At 71.9% G+C, this 17102-nt stretch carries 16 protein-coding genes; 3 read left to right on the plus strand and 13 right to left on the minus strand.

The window, feature by feature from the left end; all coding sequences use genetic code 11:
• Positions 1-20 precede the first annotated feature (20 nt).
• The 5 genes from rplM to ITJ54_RS05335 all read right to left on the minus strand — a co-directional run bounded on the left by rplM (position 21) and on the right by ITJ54_RS05335 (position 6071).
• Entirely contained in the window at positions 21-467 is a 447-nt protein-coding gene (gene rplM, locus ITJ54_RS05315) for a 50S ribosomal protein L13 (RefSeq protein WP_056121470.1), read from the minus strand.
• A 400-nt stretch (positions 468-867) separates the two neighbouring features.
• Positions 868-3906, minus strand: coding sequence for an ExeM/NucH family extracellular endonuclease (locus ITJ54_RS05320; protein WP_228508690.1), 3039 nt, complete (start codon positions 3904-3906; stop codon positions 868-870).
• A gap of 95 nt (positions 3907-4001) precedes the next feature.
• Positions 4002-4259, minus strand: coding sequence for a hypothetical protein (locus ITJ54_RS05325; RefSeq protein ID WP_194626360.1), 258 nt, complete (start codon positions 4257-4259; stop codon positions 4002-4004).
• Positions 4260-4296: 37 nt separating this feature from the next.
• Positions 4297-5043 carry an MBL fold metallo-hydrolase gene (locus ITJ54_RS05330; RefSeq protein ID WP_194626362.1) on the minus strand — a complete coding sequence of 249 codons (747 nt, stop codon included), beginning with the start codon at positions 5041-5043 and terminating at the stop codon, positions 4297-4299.
• Positions 5040-6071, minus strand: coding sequence for a tRNA pseudouridine synthase A (locus ITJ54_RS05335; protein ID WP_416354894.1), 1032 nt, complete (start codon positions 6069-6071; stop codon positions 5040-5042). Before ITJ54_RS05335 ends, ITJ54_RS05330 begins: the two co-directional genes overlap by 4 nt.
• A 114-nt stretch (positions 6072-6185) precedes the next feature.
• On the opposite strand from ITJ54_RS05335, the gene ITJ54_RS05340 reads away from it, so the two are divergent.
• Together ITJ54_RS05340 and ITJ54_RS05345 are read left to right on the plus strand one after the other, a co-directional pair.
• Positions 6186-7187, plus strand: coding sequence for an ATP-binding cassette domain-containing protein (locus ITJ54_RS05340; RefSeq protein WP_194626364.1), 1002 nt, complete (start codon positions 6186-6188; stop codon positions 7185-7187).
• The gene (locus tag ITJ54_RS05345) at positions 7184-8029 is read left to right on the plus strand and encodes an ABC transporter permease (RefSeq protein ID WP_194626365.1); all 846 of its coding nucleotides are present in this window, start codon (positions 7184-7186) and stop codon (positions 8027-8029) included. Before ITJ54_RS05340 ends, ITJ54_RS05345 begins: the two co-directional genes overlap by 4 nt.
• Before the next feature lie 11 nt (positions 8030-8040).
• Here ITJ54_RS05345 and ITJ54_RS05350 read toward each other — a convergent pair whose 3' ends face one another.
• Entirely contained in the window at positions 8041-11250 is a 3210-nt protein-coding gene (locus ITJ54_RS05350) for a BTAD domain-containing putative transcriptional regulator (RefSeq protein ID WP_194626367.1), read from the minus strand.
• 80 nt (positions 11251-11330) lie between these two features.
• Here ITJ54_RS05350 and ITJ54_RS05355 point away from each other — a divergent pair, with 80 nt between their 5' ends.
• Positions 11331-12485: a hypothetical protein gene (locus ITJ54_RS05355; protein ID WP_194626369.1), complete on the plus strand. Its 1155-nt coding sequence runs from the start codon at positions 11331-11333 to the stop codon at positions 12483-12485.
• On the opposite strand, the gene ITJ54_RS05360 is transcribed toward ITJ54_RS05355, so the two are convergent.
• The 7 genes from ITJ54_RS05360 to infA form a co-directional block, all read right to left on the minus strand.
• Positions 12466-13590, minus strand: a complete 1125-nt coding sequence (locus tag ITJ54_RS05360) for an FUSC family protein (RefSeq protein WP_194626371.1) — start codon at positions 13588-13590, stop codon at positions 12466-12468. The genes ITJ54_RS05355 and ITJ54_RS05360 overlap by 20 nt on opposite strands.
• A 148-nt stretch (positions 13591-13738) precedes the next feature.
• The gene (gene rplQ, locus ITJ54_RS05365; RefSeq protein WP_194626373.1) at positions 13739-14344 is read right to left on the minus strand and encodes a 50S ribosomal protein L17; all 606 of its coding nucleotides are present in this window, start codon (positions 14342-14344) and stop codon (positions 13739-13741) included.
• A 65-nt stretch (positions 14345-14409) separates the two neighbouring features.
• Positions 14410-15405 carry a DNA-directed RNA polymerase subunit alpha gene (locus ITJ54_RS05370; RefSeq protein ID WP_071276697.1) on the minus strand — a complete coding sequence of 332 codons (996 nt, stop codon included), beginning with the start codon at positions 15403-15405 and terminating at the stop codon, positions 14410-14412.
• Positions 15406-15592: 187 nt separating this feature from the next.
• Positions 15593-15991, minus strand: a complete 399-nt coding sequence (rpsK, locus tag ITJ54_RS05375; protein WP_017885507.1) for a 30S ribosomal protein S11 — start codon at positions 15989-15991, stop codon at positions 15593-15595.
• Positions 15992-16000: 9 nt separating this feature from the next.
• Positions 16001-16375, minus strand: a complete 375-nt coding sequence (rpsM, locus tag ITJ54_RS05380) for a 30S ribosomal protein S13 (protein WP_071276699.1) — start codon at positions 16373-16375, stop codon at positions 16001-16003.
• Between the two features lie 162 nt (positions 16376-16537).
• A complete protein-coding gene (gene rpmJ / locus ITJ54_RS05385) occupies positions 16538-16654 on the minus strand; it encodes a 50S ribosomal protein L36 (RefSeq protein ID WP_071276701.1) in 117 nt (38 codons plus the stop codon).
• A gap of 70 nt (positions 16655-16724) precedes the next feature.
• The gene (infA, locus tag ITJ54_RS05390; protein WP_017885509.1) at positions 16725-16946 is read right to left on the minus strand and encodes a translation initiation factor IF-1; all 222 of its coding nucleotides are present in this window, start codon (positions 16944-16946) and stop codon (positions 16725-16727) included.
• Positions 16947-17102: the final 156 nt, after the last annotated feature.

Consider the following 17102-nt stretch of genomic DNA (forward strand, 5'->3'; position numbering starts at 1 on the left):
GAAGTCGTCGTGGCCGCTGGTTACTGCGAGACCTGGTCGAAGATGTACGTCTTGGGCTGCTGCGCGGCGTGGGGGTGCTCGGGACCCGCGTACACCTTGAGCTTCTTGAGCTGCTCGCGGCCCAGCGTGTTCTTCGGGAGCATGCCGCGGATCGCCTTCTCGACGGCGCGGGTCGGGTGCTTCTCGAGCATCTCCGGGTAGGAGGTCGCGGTGAGGCCGCCCGGGTAGCCCGAGTGCCGGTAGTAGACCTTCTTCGCGAGCTTGGAACCGGTCAGTGCGACCTTGTCCGCGTTCACGATGATGACGAAGTCACCCATGTCCATGTGCTGGGCGAAGGTGGCCTTGTGCTTGCCGCGGAGGAGGGCGGCGACGTGCGAGGCGAGACGGCCGAGGACGACGTCGGTGGCGTCGATGACGATCCAGTCGTGCTGGACGTCTGCCGGCTTCGGTGAGAACGTGCGAGTCACAGGAGTGCTGCTTTCGTGTCGAGGTGAGGAGTCCGTGAATCCCGCTCCGGTGAGGTGTTCTGGCGGGAGACACCCGCTGAACGCCCCGGTGGAGGGCTCATCTGACTGTCTGGCACACAACGGTGCGCAGACCAATGTGAGAGCCTACCGGACGCCCCGCACGCGGGTCAACCGCCCCGGATTCCCCCGCGCCCTCTCCCGCCCTCACCTCTCGCCCTGCGAGCGGAATCGCGCGTAGCAAGCGGATTCCCGCCCAGCGAGCGGAATCGCGCGTTGCAGGTCGGATGTTCCGACCTGCAACGCGCGCTCTCGCCTTCCATCGCGGGCGGTGTGGGAAGAACGGACGGGAGGCTCGGTGCCAGCTGGCACCGAGCCTCCCGTCCGGTGGTGGTCGCGGAGACTACGCGGCGTGCGCCGCGCGACGACGCCGCACCACGAGCAGGCCGGCGCCCGCTGCCAGGAGCAGCAGCGCTGCGACGATGCCACCGGTGAGCTCGGCGCCGGTGAACGCGAGCGCCGGGACGGTCCCCGCTGCAGGGTCCACCGTGACGACCAGCGTCACGGTGCCCGTCGTGGGTCCGGTCACCACCAGGGTGTGGGTGCCGGCGGTGACCGACGACGGCACCGTGAACGTGCCGGACAGGCGACCGGACGCGTCAGCGGTCAGCGTGCCCAGTCGCACGGGCTCGGAGTGCAGCTCCACCGTGGTCCGCTCGTCGGCAGCGAAGCCGGTCCCCGTCAGTCGGAACGACGCTCCGACGCGGAGGTGGCCGTCGACGGACAGCGCGGCGGCGGTGTCCGAGCCGCCGGGCTGCGGACCAGGGGTCGGCGTCGGCGTCGGCGTCGGCGTGCCACCGTCACCGGGAGGCGTCGTCCCACCGTCACCCGGAGGCGTCGTCCCGCCGATGCCCGGCAGGTCGATGCCGACCAGGATCGGGTCGTGGTCGCTCGCCCGGTACACGTCGTCCGTGTAGAGGTTCGTCGCGTTGTAGTTGTAGCGGCTGTACTCCAGACCCACCGACTCGACCGAGTTGATGTTCCAGATGTCCACGCCGGTGACGTCGGCGAGCGCAGCGGGCGAGGCGAGCACGTGGTCGAGCGAGCCGCTCAGGCCGCTGAAGACGTACGACCACTCGTCGGCGTCCTGCGTCGGCCCGAGGTCGGTGTACCCGGCGTCGTCGAGGACCACCATCGGGTCCTCCTTGCTGTAGGCGTTGAAGTCGCCGAGCATGAAGACCTTGTCCGTGCCGTACTGCGTCTGCATGGCGGTGGAGAACGTCACCAGGGCCGTCGCCTGCGCGACCCGGTCCGCGTTCGACGCACCCTGGCCGTCGCCCTGGTCGGCGTTCGCACCGGTGCCGGAGCCCTTGGACTTGAAGTGGTTGGCGATCACCAGGAACTCGTCGTCCGCCGTGCCGCCGAGCGGGCGGAAGGCGTCGGCGACGGGCTGTCGGGCGTTCGTGAAGGCCGGGTCCTGCAGGATCGTCGACGCTCCGGTGGGGGCGACGCGGTCCTTCTTGTAGATCAGGGCGAGGCGGATGACGTCCTCGCTCGCTGGGACGACGGCCGGGGACGGGACGTACGCCCACGTGTCGGAGCCGGTCGCGGCGTTGAGCGCCCCGACCAGGGTCGCGACCGCGGTGTCACGCGGCTGGCCGAAGCGCGCCGAGTTCTCGATCTCCTCGAGCGAGACGACGTCGGCGCCGAGGCCGTTGATCGCCTTGACGATCTTGACCTGCTGGCGGTCGAGGTCCTCCTGCTCGGCGGCACCACGGGCATCGCAGCCGGAGTTCACCGTGACGGGGTCACCGACGCGGTCGGTGTAGTACGTGCAGCCGGTGAGCTCGTCACCCGTCGTGGGGAAGTAGTTCAGCACGTTGAAGCCGGCGAGCTTGAGGTCGCCGCCGACGTCCTCGGGCTTCGCGGTGCGCACGTCCGAGAACGCGACGGGCAGGTCGGCCGCCGGCGTCGCGCCGGTGACGGGCGTGGTCGGCTGGAACTTCCACGCGTTGTTGCGGTAGTCGAGGACGACCGGGGCGTCGAACGTGGCGGCGGCACCGACGGTGACGGGGCCCTGCGTCAGCCACGACACCGGGATGCCCTGGTTCGCCTTCGTCAGGAAGTTGGTGCTGGCGCCGTCGTCGAGCGTGATCCTGCGCGCCGCGTTGTCCGCGGTGACCGCCGCTGCCGCCGGGGTCCCGGGGCGCGCGACCTCGGTCGGCTGGAGGAGCCGCTCGGAGCCGGAGGCCAGGACGACCTCGCCGTACTGGTTCGTCGTGTAGTTGTCCGCGACGGTGTACCGGCCCTGCGGAGCGATGAGCATGCTCTCGAGCGACTCGCGCTGCGCGTCCGTCCGGGGGAAGGCGACGGCCGCGGCCTGCGGAGCGGGCACCGTGTCGGACAGCGTGCGCAGACCGGCAGCGCTGGACACCGTGAGCTCGGTCAGGCCGTTGAACTCGGAGACGGCGCCGGTGACCTCCACGTGCTGTCCGGCGGTGACGGACGACGCCGTCGCGGCCGAGTAGACGAAGACGGCGTCCGACGCGGTGTGCGTGGTCAGGTCGACCGCGCCGCCGGTGCCCGGGGTCTGGATCGTGTAGCCGCTGAAGCCGCCGGTGGCGTACACCGCGGTGACGACGCCCGACGTGACGACGTTCCTGCCCGCGTACGGCGAGGTGTCCGTCGTGCCCTGGAGCTGCGCGATCGTGACGGCCTCGGCCGGGGTGGGGTCGGCTGGCGGGGTCGGGTCCGTCGGCGGCGGCGTGGGGGTCGTTCCGCCGCCCGCCGTCTGGCCGGCCGCGTTCGTCGGGGTCGGCGTCGTGGTGTTCGAGAAGTCCGTGGCGTTGACGTCGGTGTCGGTCGTGCCCGCACGCACCAGTCCGTTCGGCACGCTGTTCGCACCGTCGACGGAGCGCACCGCGCCCTCGAAGGTGTTCGACGCGCCGTAGCCGAGCAGGTCGACCACGCCGGGCGTGCCGGCCGCGACCGCTCCGGCGGGCAGGGTCAGCGCCGTCGTGCGGTCGGCGAGGACGAGCGTCCCCGTCGTGCCGGACGGGTTGAGGCTCGCCTCATCGTCGGGCGTGGGGAGGTCGGCGCCGGCAGGAGTTGCACCGTTGCCCGCCATCGACACCAGGAACGTGCCGCCGGCGGGGACGGTGCCCTCCAGCGCGCTCGTGCTGAACGCACCGGCGCTCGTCGCTGCGCGGTACTGCAGCGACCACCCCGTGACCGAGACCGGGGCAGCCGTGGGGTTGCCGATCTCGACGAACTTGTGGTTGTAGGGGGCGCCGGCGCTGCCGCCCTTGAGGTAGGCCTCGCGGATGACGAGGCCCGTCCCCGCGGGGTCCGCCGAGGCGGTGGTGGCGGAGACGAGTGGTGCGGCGAGGAGTGTCGCGGCGACCGTGGCGCACAGCAGGGTGCGTCGGATGTGCTGGGGCATGCTGACCTTCGGTGCGGGGTCGTGGACCCTCGCACGCTACCGATCTGCAGAGGCGTTCAGGTTTCGACGAGGTGAACCCTTCGGTCTACTGCGCTTCACGACCCGGTGAGTGCCCGCAGCCCCATGACACCGAGCGTCATCGCGTACCAACCGAGGAGGTTGCCCCGCTTGCGCGCGCCGACCAGGGACAGCCCTCCGGTGACGACCGCGACGCCGCCCGCGATCAGGGCCACGGGCGGCCGCGTCGGGGTTGCGACACCCACCGTCAGGAGCGCGAGCGTCGCCACCACCACGAGCACCGCGACGATCACCGTCCGCATCGCATCGGACTCAGTCTGGACGTCGTCAGTCATGCGACCAGCATATTGCCGTTCAGTGATGACACGCGCTTCACGACCCGACCGGCACCCACTCCCGCCCCACCCGGTGCACCGCCGGCCCGTGCCCCGGCAGCACGATCTCGGGGATCGGCAGCGCCCGCGCCGACTCGAGCGCCGTCGCCTGGTCCGCCGTGAAGAACGGCGTGATCATGCGGGGCCGAGGGGTCCACGACGCCGGCTGCGTGTCGTGGTGGGAGACGACAGCGTCCCCGGTGACGATCGCGGAGGCGGCCGGCAGCAGGTACGCGGTGGACCCGGCCGTGTGCCCCTCGGCGGGGAACGGCGTGACGGCCCGCCCCTCGAAGTCCGCGCCGGTGAAGGCCCTGGCGGTGGCCACAGAGACGGGCCGCAGGGCATCGGAGCGGATCGCCCGGCCGAGCCAGCGGAGCACCCGCGCCGACGCCAGCCGTCCGCCGATCTCCGCGGGAGTGACCTGCTGCCGGTCGGGCCCGCGCACGTTGTCGAGCTCGGCGGCGTGCGCGAGCACCTCGACGTGCGGGTGGCGCTCCAGGATCCCGGGGATGCCACCGACGTGGTCGACGTGGCCGTGCGTGACGTAGATGCGGCGGAGGTCGCCGAGGTCGTGTCCGGCGTAGCGCACCGTGTCGAGCACCAGGTCGCTGTCGGCCGGGTAGCCGGCGTCGATCAGGGCGACGCCGTCCTCCTCCGCCAGCACGACCCAGTTGGAGACGGGCCCCTCGACGAAGACGACACCGGGGGCGACGGAGACGACGGACCGGGGTTCGCGGGAGCTCATCCCTCGACGGTAGCCGAGCCGGAGACCGCGCCGGTGCCGGACGTCCCGTCCACGGACCGCCGGGCGCGCGTCTGCTCCGCCCGCGCCGCGAGCTCCGCGTCCGCCGGGTAGCCCACCTCGGTCAGCGTGAGCCCCTTCGCCGGCGCCACCTTGAACGCGCTGGTCCGCTCCCCCGCCACGCGCAGCTCCTCGAGGCGCTCCGGCCCGAAGCGGCCCTCGCCGACCGCGATGGTCGCCCCCACCATCGCGCGCACCATGGAGTGACAGAACGCATCGGCCTGGAGGCTCGCCACCAGCACGCCGTCCGGCTCGCGGTCCCAGCGGAACTCCTGCAGCGTCCTGATGGTGGTCGCCCCCTCGCGCGGCTTGCAGAACGCCGCGAAGTCGTGCAGCCCCAACAGCGTCAGCGCACCGCGCTCCATCGCTGCCGGGTCGAGACGCCCCGGGTACCAGAGCGTGTGCCCACGACGTCGTGGATCGCGGGGGGCGTCGACGTCCGCGACGCGGTACTGGTAGCGCCGCCAGAGCGGGGAGAACCGGGCGTCGAACCCGTCCGGCGCGATCGACGCCCGCGTGACGAGCACGTCGCCCTCGACCCCGGCGATGCCGTTGACGCGCTTCACGAGCCCGTCGAGCGGGTCCCGCCCGGTCCCGTCCCCCCCGCGCCCGTCGCGCCCGCTGCCGTTGCCTCCGCCGCCGTTCCGCCCGCCGCCGTCCGCCGTGGTCCGTCGGGGCCGTGCCAGCGCTGCCCACTGCGCGGCGTCGAGGTCCAGGTGGGCGACCTGCCCGGTGGCGTGCACCCCGGCGTCGGTGCGCCCGGCGACGGTCAGCAGCGGCGGCGAGCCCCAGCGCGTGAAGACGGTCGCGAGCGCGGTCTCGAGCGCGCCCTGCACGGTCCGGAGCCCCGGCTGCCTGGCCCACCCGGAGAACGCGGCACCGTCGTAGGCGACGTCGAGCCTGAGCCGCACGCCGCCGTCGGCACCACTGTCGGCCGACGCCTGCGCCTGGGCCTCGTCCGTCTCGCTCACACCACCACGGTACCGATGTCAGCGCCGCGTCAGTGCCGCGTGAGCGCCGGCCGACACCATCGTCCTCGACGTCGACACGACTGCCGACGTCCCATCGGAGAAAGGGAACCGACGATGACCACGACACCCCTCGCGGTCGAGGCCGTCGGCCTCGTGAAGACCTTCGGGCAGAACCGCGCCGTGGACGGTGTCGACCTCCGCGTCGAGGCCGGCACCGTGTACGGCGTGCTGGGCCCCAACGGTGCCGGCAAGACCACGACGATCAGCATGCTCGCGACCCTGCTCAAGGCAGACGCCGGCGAGGCCAGGATCTTCGGCCACGACGTCCGCCGCGAGGCGCAGGAGGTCCGCCGGCTCATCGGCGTGACCGGGCAGTACGCCAGCGTCGACGAGACGCTCAGCGCGACCGAGAACCTGGTGGTCTTCTCCCGCCTGCTCGGGCTGGGCCGGGCGGAGTCGAAGCGGAAGTCCGCGGAGCTCCTCGAGCGCTTCGGCCTGACCGAGGCCGCCACCCGCCCGCTCAAGAACTTCTCCGGCGGGATGCGCCGACGCCTCGACCTGGCGGCGAGCCTCATCGCGCAGCCGCCGCTGATCTTCCTCGACGAACCGACCACGGGCCTCGACCCGCGCACCCGGGCACAGATGTGGGACACGATCCGCGAGCTCGTCGCGACGGGCTCCACCGTGCTGCTCACCACGCAGTACCTCGACGAGGCGGACCAGCTCGCCGACCGCATCGCCGTGATCGACCACGGCCGGGTCGTCGCGGAGGGCACCGGCGACGAGCTCAAGGCGTCGATCGGCACCGCGTCGCTGCAGCTCCGGCTCGCCGACGCCTCCACCGAGACCCTCGCGACGGCGTCCGACCTCGTCGCCCGAGTCCTCGGCACCCCGGCGGTCGTCAGCCCCGAGGGCTCGCGCCTGACCGCCCCGATGACGGACCCCGACCGCGTCACCGACCTGCTCGTGTCGTTCCGCGACGCCGGCATCTCCCTCGCCGAGATGAGCGTGCAGAAGCCGACGCTCGACGAGGTCTTCCTGACCATCACCGGCAACCCGGTCGTCGACGACACCGCCGACCAGCACGAGCACGCGCTCGAAGGGAGCAACGCATGACCACGCTCACCACCCCAGACCTGGCGTCCACCGGCACGACCGGTGCCAGGAGCACCCCGCGCCCCGGCGTGGGCGGCACCGGGCTCGCTGCGACGATCCGGCAGTCCTTCACGATGGCGTACCGCGGCCTGATCAAGGTCCGCAGGACACCCGAGCAGCTGTTCGACGTCACGCTGATGCCGATCGTCTTCACCGTGATGTTCACCTACATCTTTGGTGGTGCGATCTCCGGCAACGTGGCTGCCTACCTGCCGATCATCATCCCGGGCATCCTCGTGCAGACGAACATCACGTCCTCGATCGTCACCGGCGTCCAGCTCCGCGAGGACATGGACAAGGGCGTCTTCGACCGCTTCAAGTCCCTGCCGATCGCCCGCATCGCCCCGCTCGCCGGAGCGCTGCTCGCCGACACCGTGCGGTACGCCATCGCGACGACGATCACCTTCGTCACGGGCTTCGCGATGGGGCTCCGTCCCGCGGGCGGCTTCGGCGCCGTCGTCCTGGCCGGCCTGCTCGTCATCGTGGTCGCCTGGGCGATCAGTTGGATCTTCGCGTACTTCGGCGTCGTGGCCCGCACCGCGTCGAGCGTCTCGGGCATCTCGAACCTCGTGCTGTTCCCGCTGACGTTCCTCTCGAACGCCTTCGTCCCGGCGGACACCCTGCCGGACTGGCTGCGCTGGTTCTCCGAGGTCAACCCGGTCTCGCACCTGATCACCGCGGTCCGCGAGCTCGTGAACCACGGCCAGGTGGGCGGGGACCTCTGGCTCTCGCTCCTCGGCGCCGCGGTCGTCGTCGCGGTGTTCGCCCCGCTCACGGTGCGCGCCTACATGCGGAAGGCCTGACGCAGCGCGCTTCACGCGACGGTGCGCAGCTCCTCGAGCAGTGTCCGCATCGCCGTCACGGCCTCGGCCCGGTCCCATCCGGCCGAGGCCGTCTCGGCGTCCGCGACCGCGTCAGCGCCGAGCACGTCGACCAGCAGCGGACGCAGGCGTCGGCGGGCGAGCACCGCGAAGTCCTGCCGCGAGCCGAACCGTGTCGCCAGGCCCCAACACCTGGCAGCGTCGGCGTGCATGCCCCGGCGGAGCGCGACGAGCCCGATCCCGACGAGCGCGGTGCCCATCACCGGCAGGTCGAGCCACCACGGGTGCAGGCGCAGCATCACCAGGGTCCCGATCCGCAGACGGCGCGCGATCGACTGCAGTTCGACCTGGAGGCTCGGCTCAGCCCCGTCGGACTGGCTCGCCGCCGCCTCGTCCTCCGCCACGATGCGCGCGGCCCCGGCCATCAGCCACCAGTTCTGCGTGTGCTTGCGTCGGGGCACGACGAAGTCCCACGCGCGGCGCCAGTGCTCGGCGGCGCCGTCGAGGTCGCCGTCCGCCCGGCTGCACTCGGCGTCGATCGCGATCGCGATCACCCCGACCTGTACGGCGTCGTCCTCGAAGCCGCCGCGGTTCGCCACCGGCTGGTTGCCGAGGTCAGCGGCGATCGACCTGGCGAGGGCGACGTCCCCGGTGGCCGCGGCACAGAGTCCGATGGTCCACCCGATCTCGTACAGGTCGTCCTCGGCGCCGAACACCTCGAGCCGGTCCCGCGCGACGGCCGCGGCGGCGAGCGCTTCGGGGTGCTGCCCGTCCTGCGCGAGGAGCTGTGCCAGCGTGACGGCGACGGAGCCCAGCGCCCACGCGTCGTCGACCCGTTCGGCGAGCGCCCCGGCGCGGCGGGCGTACCGGAGCGCGTCCGCGAACGCCCCGTCGTTCTCGGCCAGCGGCGCGCTGAGCAGGAACGCGAGACAGGCCACGCCCTCGTCGTCGCCGTCCCGGAAGCGCGCGAGCAGGGCCGTGCCCTCGTCGGGACGCCCGAGGGTGAGCAGCAGGGCCGCCTGGGCGTCGAGCGTCGCCGCGCCGGTGGGGCCGAGCCGGACCACCCGTCGGAGTGCGGAGATGGCCCACGCGGCGGTCCGACGGTCGGTGAAGACGGAGGACGCCCCGATCAGGACCAGCCCGAGCGTCACGGCGGCGCGGTCCTCCGGCAGCGGCGGGGTCCGGCGGAGCAGCGGCAGCAGGTCCGGGGCGATCGTGACCACCTCACCGTGCGCACCGCGGAGCGTCCAGTACCCGCCGAGCGCCGCGAACACCTGGGCGACCGTCCGGTGGTCCTCGTCGTGGAGCCCCCAGCGGAGCAGCGTGACGAGGTTGTCGGCCTCGTGTCCGACTTCGCGGAACCACCGGCGTTGCCGCTCCCCCGTCACCGTGAACATGTTCCGTGCCGCCGAGAAGTCCCGTCCCCAGCCCAGCATCGCCGCGCGGACGGCCCCCGTGGCGCCGCGCTCGGCGAGCCGTTCGGCGCCGAACTCCCGCACGGTCTCGAGCAGGCGGTACCGCACCGGCTCGCCCTCGTGCTCGACGAGCTGCACGAGGGACTGCTCGACGAGCTCGGCCAGGTCGTCGAGGGCGTCGTCGTGCCGGGCCGGGTCGGCGACCGCCTCGACCGCGTCTACCGCGAGGCCGTCCGGGAAGAGCGCGAGCCGGGTGAGCAGGTCGCGGGCCCCGTCCTCGAGCAGCCGCCAGCTCCACTCGATCACGGCCAGGAGCGTCCGGTGCCGCTCGGGCGCACTGCGGTCGCCACCACGGAGCAGGGCGAAGCGGTCGTCGAGCCGCCGTTCGATCTCCTCGGCGCTCATGCCCCGGATGCGTGCTGCCGCCAGCTCGATCGCGAGCGGTGACCCGTCGAGCCGCGTGCAGATGCTCCGGACCGTGTCGACGGGGAGCACGGCACCGGGGCGTGCGGCCCGTGCGCGCTCGGTGAACAGCCGGACCGCGGACCCGTCGGCCTCGACGGGCAGTGGTGCGAGGGCTGCGACGACCTCGCCGGCGATGGCGAGGGGTGCCCTGGAGGTCGTCAGCACGCGGAGCGACGGCAGCACGGCGAGCAGGTCGGCGGTCAGCGCGGCGGCGGCCTCGACCAGGTGCTCGCAGTTGTCGAGCACGAGCACGGTCGGTTCCTCGGCGAGGGCCCGGACGACCCGTCCCCACAGGTCGGAGACCACCGCTTCCCGGAGCGACCGCGCACCCCGGACCTCCGCGATCCCGAGCAGCGCTCCGAGCGCGGGCACGATGTCCTCGCCGGCGGTGAGCGGCGCGAGCTCGAGCACCACGACGCCGCGGTCCTCGGCGACCGTGGCGGCGACCGCCTGCGCCAGCCGGGTCTTGCCGAGCCCACCCGCACCGAGGATCGTCACCAGCCGCCCGTGGGACAGCAGGTCCGTGACGGCGGCGAGGTCGGCCTCCCGTCCGACCAGCGTGTTGGGCGCTGCCCGCAGGCCGACGCGGCGGAGCGACCCGGGGCCGGACGGCACCCGGCGGAGCATGTCGGCGTTCAGCCGGACCAGCTCAGCGGACGGGTCGGCACCGAGGCCGTCGGCAAGGCGTTCCCGGTGGGCGGCGAAGGCCGCGAGCGCCTCGGCGGTGCGCCCGGCGGCGTCGAGCGCACGCATGGAGCCGGCGACGGCGACCTCGTCGAACGGGTCGGCGTCGGCCTGTTCGCGCCAGACGGCGACGGCGCCGTCCGCGTCCCCGGCGTCGAGCAGCGCCGAGCCGAGCGCGCGACGGAGTGCGCGGCGAGCCACGTCCGCGCGGTGGGCGAGCGCCTGTCCGAGGTCGCCCTCGACGTCGTCGCCCGGCTCGCCGCGCCAGGTCGCCAGCGTCGTCCGGAGTGCACCGTCCGCCCGGGTTCCCGCGGCGGCGAGCTGTTCGGCGCAGGCCAGGTCGACGTCCTCGGGACGGACCCCGAGTGCGTACCCGGTCGCCGTCGAGACGACCAGCCCGTCGGTGGTGGTCCGCCGGAGCCGTGAGACGAGGGTCTGGAGCGCTGCCCGCGCGCCCTTCGGTGGGGCGTCGCCCCAGAGCTCGTCGATGAGCGCGTCCGTCGTCATGGCGTGCCCGCGGGCGAGGACCAGGGCCGTCACGAAGGCCCGCGCGAGCGCTCCGGGCACGGGTGCCGGGACGCCCGTCGGGTCCTCGACCAGGACCGGTCCGAGGACGGCGATGCGGGGGTGCGCTGCCACGGTGCGAGTCTAGGTCGGTCGATGCGCGATCGTGATCAGCGCGCGGATCGGAGCGGGTCGGGTACCTCTATCCTGAGCGCATGTACACGTTCACGAGGGGGGTCGTGGGCCTCGCGCTCCTGACCACGGCGACGGTCCTGCTGTCCGGTTGCGCCACGACCGACCAGGACCCGCGCTCCGCGTCCACCACCACCGGGCCGTCCCGTTCGGCCACGACTCCTGCGACGAAGACGCCCGCCGCTGCGACGGTCGACTTCGGGCAGGCACCCGACGGTCCGGACGCGCCGTCGTGCAGCACGCTCCTGCCGAGCGACCTGGTCGACTCCCTGGTGCCCGGCGTCGAGCCGCGGGACGTCGTCGCGACCGTCCGCCATGCCATCGGTTCCCTGGCGACGGTCCGTGTCGCCGGGGGCACCGTCTGCTCGGCGACCAACGGTGTCGCGCAGATCGACGACGTGGTGCCGACCACCCGGGAGGACACCGCCTACGAGGGCGTCGCCCTCTCGGTGCTCCCCGACGCAGCCGCCGCCTTCCGTGATGCCGGTACACAGGCGACGACGCCGCAGGAGACCGCCACCGTGGTCCGATGCGACGCCAGTGACAGCGCGCGCGTGTTCTGCCACGGCGGGGTGCTCGCCGGCACGGCGTGGGTGGACGTCGACGTCGTCCGGCTCCAGACGTCCACGGATGCCACCCCCGAGGCGATGCTGCCGACCTTCCGCGCGCTGCTCGACGGGGCGCGCACTGCCGTCGCAGCCTCCCCTGCCGGCACCGCCACCGGCGACGACGCCAGCGGGTGGGCGTTCACGCCGTGCAGTCCGGACCGCCTCAACGCCGTGACGTCCGTCACGCTCCGCGACTCGGTGTCCGGGACCGACACCGCGCCCGGCATCGGTGAGTACGCCCAGGGGCGGATCGGCTCGGACGTGTGCCGGTTCGTGGACGACGACGGCACGTCCTCGGCGGAGGCGGTCTTCTCGTCGACGCCGGATGCCGCCTGGATCGTCGAGCAGCGCCTCGCTGCCGGGCTCATCGACCGGGGCGGACGCATCGAGCTGACCGGGCTCGGCGCGCGGGACGCCGCCTGGCGCACGTGCGACGACACGGCCTGCACGGTCGACGTCGTCCACGACGGCACGTGGACGCAGTACTTCCTCACGAAGCGGGTCGCGCCGGACACCAGCGCAGCGGTCGAGCGGTGGGCGGAGTCGTCCTTCAGCTCCGCGGCTGGCTGACCCCGGAGCCGAACGGCCCGGTCTTCGTGTCGATGTCCGCGGTGGCCCGGCGCTCCGACTCGACGATGCCTCGGAGCGCCACGAGCGCGGCGGACGTGACGGCGACGTGCGAGGGGTTCTCCCGCGAGGCGTCGAGGGCCTGCTCCACCGCGGCGATGGCCGTGTCGGCGTCGCGCTCCGGACTCGTGCCGCGGATCACGGCCGCGATCTGGTCGAGCGCCCTGGCGAGGGGGTCCGCGAACGCCGGGTCCGGTCGGCCGATGCCCTCCGACACCGGTCCGGACCGCGCCACGAGCTCGGTGAGGTCGGTCGCGTACCAGGCCACCCGCTCCAGGGCACGGAAGCGCGCCCCGTCCTCCTGCAGGCGGGCCCGCGATCCCCGTAGAGCACCTCGGGGGTTGATCCGGCGGCTCTCGTGCGCGATCGACACCCGCGAGCGGACGTCCGCGATCGCCCGATCCAGCCGGTCCTGCTGCTTGTCCCACGCAGCAACGTCGCGCTTGCCCTCGCGGAGCACCGCTGCCAGGCCGTCGAGGTGGTCGGCGAGGACCTCGTTGACGGCGTCGATGCGGTGCTCGGCGTCCCAGAAGTGCAGCGGCGGGAACACGAGGAAGTTCACCAGCAGGCCGACGACGACGCCGACGGCCATCTGCACGAGGTAGCCGAGCGAGTACCCCTCGGCGTGCGCACCCCCGACGAGCAGCACGAACAGCGCTGCAGTGGACACCCACGAGCTGCCCTCCCCGAGGATCCGGAAGCCTCCGACCAGCACGCCGATGCCGACCGCCAGCGCGACCGCGAGGACCCCGGGGTCACCGACCCACATCGTGAAGCCCGCGACGCCGATGCCGAGCGCGATCCCGACGAGCGTCTGGATGCCGCTCCTCAGGCCCGCGAAGACCGTGGTCTGCATCGCGATGACGGCACCGAGCGGCGCGTAGTAGGGGTAGTCGGAGGCGACGCCGGGCACGTGCCGTGCGACGAACCACGCAAGCGCGGCGGCGCCGGCCGCCTTGCCCGCGTGCAGCAGGCGCGGCTGGGTGCCGGACGTCCGGCTCCACCGCCAGATCCTGGTCCCCACGCCAGCGACGTGCTCGAATCCCATGGGTCCTCCGTGGTGCCGGTGCTGTTCTCGGACAGGAGGCTCGTGGCGGCGCCGCCACGAGCCTCCTGTCCGTCTGTGCGTCCTTCTCGGAACACGAGACGGCCCCCGCAGCGTGCGCTGCGGGGGCCGTCTCGTGGTGGTGCGGTGACTACTTGGTGTCGTCCGACTTCGTGGCGTCGTCCGGCTTCGAGGCGTCGTCCGACTTCGCAGCGGCGTCGGCCTCGACCTCGGCCGCAGCAGCGTCCTCGTTCTCGGGCTCGACCGGAGCCGACTCCTCGGTGGTCTCGGTCGTCTCGACCGGGGCCTCCTCGGTGGTCTCGGGCTCGGTGGTCTCGGCGACCGGGGCAGCGGCGGCCGGAGCCGCGTTGCGGGTCACGGGAGCCGGGCTGCTCGAGAGCGGCTCGAGCACGAGCTCGATCGACGCGAGGGGCGCGTTGTCGCCCTTGCGGAAGCCGAGCTTCGTGATGCGGGTGTAGCCGCCCTGGCGGTCGGACACCTGCGGCGCGATCTCCGTGAACAGCGTGTGCACGACGGTCTTGTCGCGGAGGGCCGCGATGACCCGACGACGAGCGTGCAGGTCGCCGCGCTTCGCGAACGTGATCAGACGCTCGGCCACCGGGCGGAGGCGCTTGGCCTTCGTCTCGGTGGTCGTGATCCGACCGTGCGTGAAGAGGGCGTTGGCGAGGTTGCTCAGGAGCAGGCGCTCGTGAGCGGGACCGCCACCGAGGCGGGGGCCCTTGGTGGGCTTCGGCATGTCAGTTCTCCAGTGGTGAAAGAGTGGTGCGCGCCGTGACGACGCGCGTGCGCATCAGCGCGAGGTCAGTTGCTGGACTCTTCTTCGTCGTACCCGCTGTAGAAGTGGGCGCCGTCGAATCCGGGGACGGTGTCCTTGAGGGACAGGCCGAGCTCGGTGAGCTTGTCCTTGACCTCGTCCACCGACTTCTGACCGAAGTTGCGGATGTTCATGAGCTGCGTCTCCGACAGGGCGACGAGCTCGGACACCGTGTTGATGCCCTCGCGCTTCAGGCAGTTGTAGCTGCGCACCGACAGGTCGAGGTCCTCGATCGGGGTCTGCAGCTCGTTCGAGAGCACGGCGTCGACCGGCGCGGGGCCGATCTCGATGCCCTCGGCCGCGGTGTTCAGCTCGCGGGCGAGACCGAACAGCTCGACGAGCGTCCGACCGGCAGACGCGATGGCGTCGCGCGGCGTGATCGCCGGCTTCGACTCGACGTCGACGACCAGACGGTCGAAGTCCGTGCGCTCACCGGCGCGCGTCGCCTCGACGCGGTAGGTGACCTTGAGGACCGGGGAGTAGATCGAGTCGATCGGGATCTGTCCGGCTTCGCTGAACTCCGAACGGTTCTGCGTCGCCGAGACGTAGCCACGGCCACGCTCGATCGTGAGCTCGAGCTCGAAGCGCGCGGTGTCGTTCAGGGTCGCGATGACGAGGTCCGGGTTGTGGATCTCGACGCCGGCCGGAGCGGAGATGTCCGCTGCGGTGACCTGACCGGCACCCTGCTTGCGCAGGTACGCCGTGATGGGCTCGTCGTGCTCGCTGGAGACGACCAGGCTCTTGATGTTGAGGATGATCTCCGTGACGTCTTCCTTGACACCGGCGACGGTGCTGAACTCGTGGAGGACGCCGTCGATGCGGATGCTCGTGACGGCAGCACCGGGGATCGACGAGAGGAGCGTGCGGCGCAGCGAGTTCCCGAGGGTGTAGCCGAAGCCGGGCTCGAGCGGCTCGATGACGAATCGCGAGCGGTGCTCGGAGATCGGCTCCTCGGTGAGGGTGGGGCGCTGTGCAATGAGCACTGTGGGATTCCTTTCGGCGAAGTGTCCGCTATATGACACCTGGCGGTACGACGGGGCCAGCCGGGCCCCGACGGGTCTGTTGAGTTGTGATCACGCGCACCGATGTGCGCGATCGAACGACCAGGAATGGCCGTCCCTGCTCGGACCCGCTAGGGAACGAGCAGGGGACGGCCGGTTGCTCCTCGCGTCAGACGCGGCGGCGCTTGGGCGGACGGCACCCGTTGTGCGCCTGCGGCGTGACGTCGTTGATCGAACCGACCTCGAGGCCTGCGGCCTGGAGGGAGCGGATCGCGGTCTCACGACCCGAACCCGGGCCCTTCACGAAGACGTCGACCTTCTTGACGCCGTGCTCCTGCGCCTGACGCGCAGCGGACTCGGCGGCGAGCTGCGCCGCGAACGGCGTCGACTTGCGCGAGCCCTTGAAGCCGACGGCCCCGGAGGACGCCCAGCTCAGGACGGCACCCGACGGGTCGGTGATGCTGACGATCGTGTTGTTGAACGTGCTCTTGATGTGGGCCTGGCCCACTGCGACGTTCTTCTTCTCTTTGCGGCGCGGCTTGCGCGCGGCGGTCTTGGGAGTAGCCATGGTGATCTCCTATCGGGCCTTCTTCTTGCCTGCCACGGTGCGCTTCGGGCCCTTGCGGGTACGCGCGTTGGTCTTCGTGCGCTGACCGCGCACGGGGAGACCACGGCGGTGCCGGATGCCCTCGTAGCTGCCGATCTCGACCTTGCGGCGGATGTCGGCTGCCACTTCGCGGCGGAGGTCACCCTCGACCTTGTAGTTGCCCTCGATGTAGTCACGGAGGGCGACCAGCTGGTCGTCGGTGAGGTCCTTGACGCGGATGTCACCGGAGATGCCGGTGTCCGCGAGCGTCTTGACCGCGCGAGTGCGGCCGACGCCGTAGATGTACGTGAGTGCGATCTCCACGCGCTTCTCGCGCGGGATGTCGACGCCTGCTAGACGTGCCATGTGCTGGCTGCTCCTGTTGTCGATGGAGGTGTGGAGCAGTACCGGTGCTCGGGCCTCCGACCCGAGGTGTCCCCGCTCGCGCGGTTCTTGGTACTGCGTTCGATGTTCAGTTGTGGTTCCTGCGCAGGCCGCCCGAGGGCGATCCGCGTCGGAGCACCGGGACTAGCCCTGGCGCTGCTTGTGACGCGGGTTGCTCTTGCAGATCACCATGACGCGGCCCTTGCGGCGGATGACACGGCAGTGCTCGCACATGGGCTTGACGCTGGGGTTGACCTTCATTGCTGATTCCTCGTGCTCGCTGGCTTCGTGCTCGGCGGGTTCGCCGAGTCGTTCCTTTCCAGCTCGCGGATCACTTGTAGCGGTAGACGATCCGGCCGCGGGTCAGGTCGTACGGGCTCAGCTCCACGATCACGCGGTCCTCGGGGAGGATGCGGATGTAGTGCTGGCGCATCTTCCCGGAGATGTGCGCGAGGACCTTGTGCCCGTTCGTCAGCTCAACGCGGAACATCGCGTTGGGCAGAGCTTCGAGCACCGAGCCTTCGATCTCGATGACGCCGTCTTTCTTGGCCATAGCCTCACTGTCGCTTGGTTGGATTACCGGTGTGATCCCCGAGCCGGTCTGCGGGTCGGGCGCCACACCCGAGAGGGCATGGCACACCAAAGATCGATCTTATGGGACTGCCGCCTGATTGCCAAGCCCGGGCGCGTCGCAGACCCCAGTCCGAGG

Source organism: Curtobacterium sp. VKM Ac-2865 (assembly GCF_015350905.1).
Classification (GTDB): Bacteria; Actinomycetota; Actinomycetes; order Actinomycetales; family Microbacteriaceae; genus Curtobacterium.

Excerpts from the sequence above, each read along its gene's own strand:
- ITJ54_RS05355 (WP_194626369.1), top strand. The coding sequence starts at position 11,331 with ATGTACACGTTCACGAGGGGGGTCGTGGGCCTCGCGCTCCTGACCACG.
- ITJ54_RS05320 (WP_228508690.1), bottom strand. The coding sequence starts at position 3,906 with ATGCCCCAGCACATCCGACGCACCCTGCTGTGCGCCACGGTCGCCGCG.
- ITJ54_RS05325 (WP_194626360.1), bottom strand. The coding sequence starts at position 4,259 with ATGACTGACGACGTCCAGACTGAGTCCGATGCGATGCGGACGGTGATC.
- ITJ54_RS05345 (WP_194626365.1), top strand. The coding sequence starts at position 7,184 with ATGACCACGCTCACCACCCCAGACCTGGCGTCCACCGGCACGACCGGT.
- infA (WP_017885509.1), bottom strand. The coding sequence starts at position 16,946 with ATGGCCAAGAAAGACGGCGTCATCGAGATCGAAGGCTCGGTGCTCGAA.
- rpsK (WP_017885507.1), bottom strand. The coding sequence starts at position 15,991 with ATGGCTACTCCCAAGACCGCCGCGCGCAAGCCGCGCCGCAAAGAGAAG.
- ITJ54_RS05360 (WP_194626371.1), bottom strand. The coding sequence starts at position 13,590 with ATGGGATTCGAGCACGTCGCTGGCGTGGGGACCAGGATCTGGCGGTGG.
- rpmJ (WP_071276701.1), bottom strand. The coding sequence starts at position 16,654 with ATGAAGGTCAACCCCAGCGTCAAGCCCATGTGCGAGCACTGCCGTGTC.
- ITJ54_RS05330 (WP_194626362.1), bottom strand. The coding sequence starts at position 5,043 with ATGAGCTCCCGCGAACCCCGGTCCGTCGTCTCCGTCGCCCCCGGTGTC.
- rpsM (WP_071276699.1), bottom strand. The coding sequence starts at position 16,375 with ATGGCACGTCTAGCAGGCGTCGACATCCCGCGCGAGAAGCGCGTGGAG.
- rplQ (WP_194626373.1), bottom strand. The coding sequence starts at position 14,344 with ATGCCGAAGCCCACCAAGGGCCCCCGCCTCGGTGGCGGTCCCGCTCAC.
- ITJ54_RS05340 (WP_194626364.1), top strand. The coding sequence starts at position 6,186 with ATGACCACGACACCCCTCGCGGTCGAGGCCGTCGGCCTCGTGAAGACC.